The sequence below is a fragment of the Micromonospora halophytica genome, assembly GCF_900090245.1.
GTDB lineage: Bacteria > Actinomycetota > Actinomycetes > Mycobacteriales > Micromonosporaceae > Micromonospora > Micromonospora halophytica.
The window spans coordinates 64989-73960 of the sequence record NZ_FMDN01000025.1 but is presented as its reverse complement, the minus strand read 5'-3'; the positions used below and the strand labels follow the sequence as shown (position 1 = coordinate 73960).

Here is an 8972-nt window from a genome sequence, read left to right as displayed (position 1 = left end):
CCGCCGCGCGCTGCGGGCCCGACGCATCCCGCACGACATCCCGGAGAAAGACGACCAGAAAGCCAACCGGACCCGGAAAGGGTCACGCGGTGGCCGCCCACCCACCTTCCGCCCACAGCGTTACCGGCAGCGCAACACCATCGAACGGCTGATGAACCGGCGCAAGCAGTTCCGCGCCGTGGCCACCAGATACGACAAGCTCGCCTGTCGCTACCGCGCCACCGTGCAGATCGCCGACATCCTCATCTGGCTACGCGCGAAACCCGATCGCCCCAAGCCATGATCCAGGAGACACGGCCTAGTAGTGGCCCACGTTCTACACCGGGCACATCACGATGCGCAGCTAGCGGGCCGGGTCGAGCCAGGCAGGAAGAGCCCGGTCGCGGTGGTCGGCACGCCCTTCATGTGGTTGTCGCTGAACCCCTTGGGGCCGAGCCAGGCCGGTAGCGACATCACCGGCACCCAGTGACCGCCACCTTGGCACAGATCTCCAGGTTGGCATGGGTGGTGGCGTAGCGGCCACCGGTCACGACGACGACCTGACCGGTCTCGGCCGGCAGAGTGGTCAGCCGGCAGACCCGGTTCTGGAGGACCTCCGGGCCGGCCCGTCGTCGTTGTGGGGTCCAGTCGCAGGATGATCGCATCCCGGCCACTTTCCCGGGAGCCGGAAATGGCGACGGGTCTCGTCCCGCAATTACGGCGGGTCGATGTAACGCGGGCGGCGCGGCCGACGCTTCTGTTTCCCGGGGAGCCGGAGCGACACTGGTGACAATTGTGCCGGCGGGTCAGGACCGGGTCCGCAACTCCCCGGTCCTGACCGCCAGCCGTCCGGCGTGGTAGCGGAATTCGCCGATGGGCGCGGCGGGCGTGGCACGCCGCCCACGCCGGGCCCATCACGGCGAGCCGGCCCGCATGCACTCAGCTCCACGGTGCCCAACTACCGGACTTCGGCGCGTTCGGCGACTCACCCCGAAGAGTCGCGAACGCGCGCTCAGGTTAGGCAGCCGAGGGCTGGCCGGACAAGCATTCCAGGGCACCGGTGAATGTGATTGACACCAATTCTGAATTGCGGCATGTCCGCGTAACGCCGTCAACCGGGCTGGCGCTGTTTCCCCTCGAAGCGATCGGTGTGCTCCGGGCCCGGCGGGACGGCGGAGAGCGCTCCCGCCCACCACGCCCCGACCGTCAGGGCGAAGGCCGCCAGGTGCAGCAGACGTACCCCGGCCGGGCCGGGGACCGCGGCGGCCGGCAGCCCGGGCAGCACCGTGGCCCCGGCGCCGGCAACGACGAGTGCCGCGCCCCAGAAGGCGGCCGGCCGGGCCGGCGGCGCCGGCGGGCGTACCCCGTCGAAGATCTCCCTGCGGCGCGCGGCCCGCAGCGCCAGCATCAGCACGAGGACCGCCCCGACGGCGGTGCTGACCAGGTTCGAGAAGGTCCACCAGTGCATGCCGGTCGCCGCGTGGAAGTCCTGCACCCCGACCAGGCGCGGCCAGCGTTCGGTGTGGGTGACCCGGTCCCAGGCCACATGGCTGAACGCGCCGATCAGCGCCGAGCAGACGGTCACCTGCCAGGGATGGCGGACCGTGCCGAGCGCCGCGTGGTCGGGCCAGGCGAAGGCCCGCTGGGCCGGCAGGTGCACGGCGATCCCGGCGATGACCCGGCGGACGATCCAGGCGTACGCCAGCGCCACCGGCAGGCACCACCAGAGCAGCCCGCCCAGCGTGTGGGTCCGCATGCCCAGGTCGAAACGGGTGCCGGTGAACAGGTAGGCGACGTCCGGCGCCACCGCGCCGGTGGCCAGCGCCACCCCGTCGAACCAGCGCGGCCGCCACAGTTTCAGCGGCAGCACCGGTGCCAGGTGCGACGGGAAGGTCAGGGGCACGAACCGGACGTTACCCGGCGCGGGCCACTCAGAAGTGCCGAACCAGGTCGACGAACTCCTTCAGACGTAGCACTCCGGAGTCGTCCGGGTCGAGTTCGTCGTGTTCGAGCACCCAGGTGTTGTCGTTCGGGATGAAGACGGCGTTCATGCCGGCCGCCCGGGCCGGCAGGATGTCCGACCTCGGCGAATTGCCGATCATCCAGGCGCGCGCCGGGTCGAACGCGTGCTCGCGGACCAGCCACCGGTAGGTCGCCACGTCCTTCTCCGGCACGATGTGCGCGGCGTCGAAGTGGTGCAGCAGCCCGCAGGCGTCGAGCTTGCGCTGCTGTTCCTCCCGCTCGCCCTTGGTCAGCAGCAGCAGGTCGTACCGGCCGGCGAGGGCGTCGAGGGTGTCCGCGACGCTCGGCATCAGCTCGACCTGGTGGGCGACCAACGCGGCGGCCAGTTCGTCGATCTCCCGGCGCTCCCGCTCGGTGGCCGGACGCTCGCGCAGCCGCTCCAGGCACTCGCCCAGGCTGCGCAGGAAGACCTTGCTGCCGTACCCGTGGACGACGGCGTTGGCCCGCTCCACGTCGTCGAGGACGGCGCGGATCTCGGCCCTGTCGAGCGTGGGATGGGCCAGCCAGTCCAGGAAGTCGTCGATCACCCGCTCGAAGACGACGTTGTTCTCCCAGAGCGTGTCGTCGGCGTCGAACACGAGCACCGCCGCGTCCCGGCGTTGTTGCATCGGCCCTCCCGGTCAGGCGTTCCGCGTCACGCTACTGCGCATCGTCGGCCCGGTCATCCGGGTTTCGCCCGGAGGCGATCACGGCCCGAACCCCCGCGGTGGGCCCGGCGCGCAGCGGCGGACGGCGAACGGCGTAGCGGCCGTCAGCGGCGCAGGGTGAGGATGAGGTCGACGACCAGCGCCGTCCAGCCGGTCTGGTGCCAGGCGCCCAGGCCGGCGCCGTTGTCACCGTGGAAGTACTCGGGGAAGCAGATCAGGTCCCGCCAGTCCGGGTGGGTCTGGAAGAGCTGGGCGGCGCCGTAGATCGGCCGCCGGCCCCAGCCGTCCCGGGTGAACAGCGAGATCAGCCGGGCCGAGAGGTCGTCGGCGATCTGGTCGAGGGTGCACTTGCGCCCCGAGCGGGTCGGGTACTCGACCTGGAGGTCGTCGCCGAAGAACGCGGCGTAGTCGCGCAGCGCGCTGATCAGCAGGAAGTTCGTCGGCATCCAGATCGGCCCACGCCAGTTGGAGTTGCCGCCGAACAGGCCGCTGGTGGACTCGGCCGGCTCGTAGCCGACGCTGAACTCGTGCCCGCCCAGGGTGACCGAGAACGGCTCGTCGAGGTGGGCCCGACTCAGCGTACGCAGGCCGTACTCGGAGAGGAACTCGTCGGTGTCGAGCATCCGGGCGAGCAGGCGGACCATCTGCTCCGGGCCGACCATGGACAGCAGCCGCTGCTGCCGGCCGTCGGGGCCGATCCGGCGGGCGCCGATCACGTCGGCGTACTCGGGCCGCTGGCTGAGGAACCAGCGCAGCCGGGCCCCCAGCTCGGGCAGGCGGTGCAGGGTACGCGCGCTGAGCCGGGTGGTGGCGGCCAGCGGCAGCAGCCCGACCACCGAGCGCACCTTCAACGGCACCCGGCTGCCGTCGGCCAGCCGCAGCACGTCGTGGAAGAAGGCGTCCTCGGCGTCCCAGAGTCCCTGCTCGTACGCCGCCGCGGCGATGTACGCGAAGTGCTCGAAGAACTTGGTGGCGGTGTCGACGTACGCGTGGTCGTGCTCGGCCAGCACGATCGCCATGTCCAGCAGGTTGAGCGCGTACATGGCCATCCAGCCGGTGCCGTCGGACTGCTCCAGCACCCCGGCCACCGGCAGCGCGGCGGAACGGTCGAACGGGCCGACGTTGTCCAGCCCGAGGAAGCCGCCCTCGAAGACGTTGTTGCCGCCGGTGTCCTTGCGGTTGACCCACCAGGTGAAGTTGAGCAGCAGCTTGTGCATCACCCGGGCGAGGAATTCGTGGTCGGACGAGCCGTCGATCTCGAACACCTTCAGCGCGGCCCAGGCGTGCACCGGCGGGTTGACGTCGCCGAACGCCCACTCGTACGCCGGGATCTGCCCGTTGGGGTGCAGGTACCACTCGCGCAGCAGGAGCAGCAGCTGCTCCTTGGCGAAGCCGGGGTCGACCCGGGCGATGCTGACGCAGTGGAAGGCCAGGTCCCAGGCCGCGTACCAGGGGTACTCCCAGGGGTCGGGCATGGAGATCACGTCGAAGCTGGTCATGTGCCACCAGGCGCTGTTGCGCCCGTGCCGCCGCCCGGGCGGCGGCGGGGTGGAGCCCGGGTCGCCGTCGAGCCAGCGCTTGACGTCGAAGTGGTAGAACTGCTTGCCCCACATCAGCCCGGCGATGCCCTGCCGGGCCACCAGGGCCTCGTCGGCGCTGGCTGCGGCGGGGACGATCCCTTCGAAGAAGCGGTTCGCCTCGGCCCGCCGGGCCCAGACGACCGCGTCGAAGCCGGCGGCCAGGTCGGCCGGGGGCGGCGGGGTGCTCCCGGGCGGCGGGGCGGTGCGGGTCAGCCGCAGCCGGATCTGCCGCTGTCCACCGGCCGGCACGTCGAGGACGTAGTGCAGCGCGCCCTTGGTCCCCTCCCGGTCCGGGTTGACCGTGGCCGCGCCGGCCACGACGTGGTCGTTGATGCCGTCCTTCGGGTACGGCGACCGCCCGGGCAGACCCCAGAGCCGCTCGGCGTTGGAGTCGTTGTCGCAGAGCAGTGGCGTGGGCGTGCCGTCGCCCTCCAGCAGGAGCTGCCCGAGCACCCAGTGCTCGCCGACCAGCCGGGAGCCCTCGCCGGCCAGCCGGGGCACCCGGTCGGCGCCGGGCAGGCCCCAGGCCCAGGTGTTGCGGAACCACAGGTGCGGCAGGACGTGCAGGGTGGCCGCCTCGTCACCCCGGTTGGCGACGGTCACCAGGATGCACATGTCGGTCGGAGACGCCTTGGCGTAGTCGACGGTCACCGCCCAGTACCGGTCGTCGTCGAAGATCCCCGTGTCGACCAGCTCGTACTCGGTCTCGTCCCGGCCGCGCAGCGCGTTGACGGCGACCAGCTCGTCGTACGGGAAGGAGGCCTGCGGGTAGTGGTAGCGCCAGCGCATCCAGGAGTGCGTCGGGGTGCTGTCGAGATACCACCAGTAGTCCTTGGCGTCCTCGCCGTGGTTGCCGCCGTCGCCGCCGAGGCCGAACATCCGCTCCTTGAGGATCGGGTCCTCGCCGTTCCACAGGGCGAGCGCGAAACAGAACGTCTGCCGGTCGTCGCAGACGCCCGCCATGCCGTCCTCGTTCCACCGGTAGGCTCGGGACCGCGCGTGGTCGTGGGGGAAGTAGTCCCACGCCGTGCCGTGCTCGCTGTAGTCCTCCCGTACCGTCCCCCACGCCCGCTCGGACAGATAGGGACCCCATGCGCGCCAGTCCTGCTCGCCGGCATCGGCCTGGGCGAGCCGGAGCCGCTCGGCGTCGGGAGACGGTGCGTCGGAGGGCGAACTGTCGGTGAACACCTGCACATCTTCGACGCCGCCCGGGTACTTCACCACAGCGGCCATTGTCGTCGTGGCGTGTTACACCTCGCCGCCGTGGGAGGAAACCACTTGATCGAGATCGCCTTCGGCCCTCAGGTCTGCGCCGATCCGGCCACCGGGACGACCCGCGAGTGGCTGGTCACCGACGGCCGGGGCGGGTACGCCATGGGCACGGTGAGCGGGCTGCGGACCCGGCGCTACCACGGGCTGCTGGTGACCGCCGGCGAGACCCCGGCGGCCCGCCGGGTGGGGCTGGTCAGCCTGGATCCGGCGGTGACCCTCCCGTCCGGCGCGCGGGTCCGCCTCGGCGCGCACGAGTGGTCCTCGGGGACGGTCGACCCGCGCGGCTTCGAGCTGCTGGAGCGCTTCGACCTGGTCGACGGGCTGCCCCGGTGGCGGTGGCGGATCGGTGACGTGGTGATCGAGCGGGAGCTGGCCATGACGCACGGCCGCTCCTGCGTGGCGGTGGTGCACCGGCTGCTCGCCGGCGGCCCGGTGCGGCTGGAGCTCTCCGCGGCCTGCACCTGGCGCGACGCGCACGGCGAGCGCCGCGCCGACGGCCCGGCGCCCCGGATGGAGCCGGTCGACGGCGGGGCGGTGATCGAGGGCTCGTACCGGCTGTCGGGGCCGGACTGGCGGCCCGAGGGGCAGTGGTGGCTGGGCGTGCGCCACCGCGAGGAGGCCGCGCGGGGCCTGCACCCGGAGGAGGACCTCTGGTACGCCGGCCGGTTCGCCGGCGCGCTGGACCGCCCGGGCGACACCGTGTCGGTGCTGGCCTGGGCCGACGACCTGACCGAGCAGCCCCCGGTGGCGACCGAGATCGTCGCGGCGGCCCGGGCGCGGCACCGGGCGGTGGTGGCCGCCGCGAGGCCGGCCGACCCGGTCGAGGCGACGCTGGCCCTGGCGGTAGACGCGTTCGTCGTACGCTCCGGCGCCGGGCCGGACGTGGTGGCCGGCTACCCGTGGTTCGGCGCCTGGTCCCGGGACACGATGACCTCGTACGAAGGGTTGTTCCTCTGCACCGGCCGGGCCGACGAGGGCCGGGAGCTGCTGCGGTCGTACGCGGCGACGCTGTCGGAGGGGATGCTGGCGAACACCGCCGACACCGGGCGGGTGGAGTACAACACGGTCGACGCGACGCTGTGGTTCCTGCACGCGGTGAGCCGGCACGTCACCGCGACCGGCGACACCGATCTGGGCGACGAGCTGCTGCCGGCGCTGCACGGGGTCGTCCGGGCGCACCTGGCCGGCACCCGGTACGGCATCGCGGTCGACCCGGCCGACGGGCTGATCACCCAGGGCGGCACCCCGGGCACCGCGCTGACCTGGATGGACGCCCGGGTGTACGGGGTGCCGGTGACCCCGCGTACCGGCAAGCCGGTGGAGGTCAACGCGCTCTGGGTGAACGGGCTGGCCGGCCTGGCCGAGCTGACCGAGCTGGCCGGGCAGGACGCCGCCGAGCTGTGGCGGCTGCACGCCCGTGCCGCCGCCGCGTTCCGGCAGCGGTTCCCGGCGCCGGCCGGCTGGCTGCACGACGTCCTCGACGCGCCCGCGCCGGCGTACCCGCTGGGCGGGGCGGCGCACCACGACGACGACCTGCTGCGCCCCAACCAGCTGCTGGCCTGGTCGTTGCCGTACGCCCCGCTGGAGCCGGACCCGGCGACGCTGCGCCGGGTGACGGCCGGGCTGTTCACCCCGCTCGGGCCGCGCAGCCTCGCCCCCGACTCGCCGGACTTCGCACCCCGGCACCGGGGCGGGCCGGCGGAACGGGACACCGCCTACCACCAGGGGACCGTCTGGCCGTGGCTGATCGGCCCGTTCGTCGACGCGTACCGGAAGGCCGGGCTGGCCACCGATGACCTCCTGGTGGGGCTCGTGGGTCATCTGGGGGAGTTCGGCCTGGGTTCGGTGAGTGAGACGGCCGACGGCGCCGCCCCGCACGCCGCCACCGGCTGCCCGTTCCAGGCGTGGTCGGTGGCCGAGCTGCTGCGCGTCCGGAAGGCCGGATAGGCACGCGTTACACACCGGCAATCACCGCGTCTCCGCTGGTTATCCAGTGGTCGGCAGGATTGGCCCCGACCCCGGGCACGGACGGCGCCGCCCCTCGCCGGCGGCTCCGCGCGCCCGGGACACCACTCAGAGGGGGCCGCATGTCACCTGACGCCGACGTGATCGACATCCACCCCGCCCGGCACCAGCGTGTGCTGATGCTCTCCTGGGAGTACCCGCCGGTGCTGGTGGGCGGACTCGGCCGGCACGTGCACGCCCTGTCGGTGGCCCTGGCCGCCGCCGGGCACGAGGTCACCGTGGTCACCCGGCACGCCGACGGCGCACCCCTGGAGGAGTACGCCGACGGCGTACGCATCGTCCGCGCCGCGGAGGACCCGGTCACCTTCCCGCTGGCCACCAACTCCCTGCTGGCCTGGACGATGGCGTTCAACCACACGCTGACCCGGGCCGCCCTGCGCGCCACCGGGTCCGGCACGTACGACGTGATCCACGCCCACGACTGGCTCGTCGCGCACACCGCGGTCACCCTCGCCGAACACCTCGACCTGCCCCTGGTCACCACCATCCACGCCACCGAGGCCGGCCGGCACCAGGGCTGGCTGCCGGAGGAGATGAACCGCACCATCCACGGCGTCGAGCACTGGATCAGCAACGCCTCCGCCCGGATCATCGCCTGCTCCGGGTACATGCGCGACCAGGTCACCCGACTGTTCGACGTCCCGGCCGCCCGGGTCGACGTGGTGCCCAACGGCGTCGACGACCGGGCCTGGCACGCCCGCCCGCGCGCCGTCGCCGCGGCCCGGGCCCGGTTCGCCGGTGACGGCCCCCTGGTCGGGTACGCCGGCCGGCTGGTCTACGAGAAGGGCGTGCAGCACCTGGTGCACGCCGTGCCGTACCTGCGCGAGAGACACCCGGGCCTGCGGGTGGTGATCGCCGGTGACGGGCCGTACCGCGACGAGTTGGTCGACCAGGCCCGGCGGCTGCACCTCGACGACACCGTACGGTTCGCCGGCTTCATGGACTCCACCCAGCTCCCGGCGGTGCTGGCCGCCACCGACGCGACCGTCGTACCCAGCCTCTACGAGCCGTTCGGCATGATCGCGCTGGAGGCCGCCGCGGCCGGCGCGCCGCTCGCCGTGGCCGACACCGGCGGGCTGGCCGAGATCGTCGAGCCCGGCGTGACCGGGGTGACCTTCCCGCACAGCGATCCGGACGCCCTGGCCGGCGCGGTCGACCGGCTCCTCGGCGACGAGGTGTTCGCCCGCCGGGTGGCCCGCCGGGCGCGCACCATGGTCGGCGAGCGGTACGGCTGGGCCACCATCGCCGCCCGCACCGCCGGCAGCTACGCCGTCGCCGGCCGCGAGCACGGCTCGTTCCAGGCCCGCCGGGCCGCCACGCTGCTCGGCGAGGGCCGGACCCGGATCCCCGTTCCGGAGGGGAACCTGCTGGCGATGGACGGCGCCGCTTGTTGACCCCCGACAACCGATAGGTCCGCCCCGATCCATTGGCTACGGTGTACGTCGGC

General features: G+C 72.9%; 6 protein-coding genes and 1 pseudogene. 3 read left to right on the top strand and 4 right to left on the bottom strand.

Annotation, left to right across the window (positions count from 1 at the left end):
• Window positions 1–283: pseudogene (locus GA0070560_RS28400) on the top strand (IS5/IS1182 family transposase); the annotation flags it as partial.
• Window positions 284–452: 169 nt separating this feature from the next.
• Here GA0070560_RS28400 and GA0070560_RS24500 read toward each other — a convergent pair.
• The 4 genes from GA0070560_RS24500 to GA0070560_RS24485 form a co-directional block, all read right to left on the bottom strand.
• Complete coding sequence (locus GA0070560_RS24500) at window positions 453–644, bottom strand: hypothetical protein (protein ID WP_139131588.1); 192 nt, start codon at window positions 642–644, stop codon at window positions 453–455.
• 446 nt (window positions 645–1090) lie between these two features.
• Window positions 1091–1882, bottom strand: a complete 792-nt coding sequence (locus tag GA0070560_RS24495) for a DUF4184 family protein (RefSeq protein WP_091301899.1) — start codon at window positions 1880–1882, stop codon at window positions 1091–1093.
• Between the two features lie 28 nt (window positions 1883–1910).
• Window positions 1911–2609: an HAD family hydrolase gene (locus GA0070560_RS24490; RefSeq protein ID WP_091301897.1), complete on the bottom strand. Its 699-nt coding sequence runs from the start codon at window positions 2607–2609 to the stop codon at window positions 1911–1913.
• Between the two features lie 143 nt (window positions 2610–2752).
• Entirely contained in the window at window positions 2753–5461 is a 2709-nt protein-coding gene (locus GA0070560_RS24485) for an MGH1-like glycoside hydrolase domain-containing protein (RefSeq protein ID WP_091301896.1), read from the bottom strand.
• 45 nt (window positions 5462–5506) lie between these two features.
• Between GA0070560_RS24485 and GA0070560_RS24480 the strand changes: the two genes are divergently transcribed.
• The gene (locus GA0070560_RS24480) at window positions 5507–7447 is read left to right on the top strand and encodes an amylo-alpha-1,6-glucosidase (protein WP_091301895.1); all 1941 of its coding nucleotides are present in this window, start codon (window positions 5507–5509) and stop codon (window positions 7445–7447) included.
• Window positions 7448–7587: 140 nt separating this feature from the next.
• Window positions 7588–8919, top strand: coding sequence for a glycosyltransferase family 4 protein (locus tag GA0070560_RS24475; RefSeq protein ID WP_170839569.1), 1332 nt, complete (start codon window positions 7588–7590; stop codon window positions 8917–8919).
• Window positions 8920–8972 lie beyond the last annotated feature (53 nt).

Excerpts from the sequence above, each read along its gene's own strand:
- GA0070560_RS24500 (WP_139131588.1), bottom strand. The coding sequence starts at position 644 with ATGCGATCATCCTGCGACTGGACCCCACAACGACGACGGGCCGGCCCG.
- GA0070560_RS24490 (WP_091301897.1), bottom strand. The coding sequence starts at position 2,609 with ATGCAACAACGCCGGGACGCGGCGGTGCTCGTGTTCGACGCCGACGAC.
- GA0070560_RS24485 (WP_091301896.1), bottom strand. The coding sequence starts at position 5,461 with ATGGCCGCTGTGGTGAAGTACCCGGGCGGCGTCGAAGATGTGCAGGTG.
- GA0070560_RS24475 (WP_170839569.1), top strand. The coding sequence starts at position 7,588 with ATGTCACCTGACGCCGACGTGATCGACATCCACCCCGCCCGGCACCAG.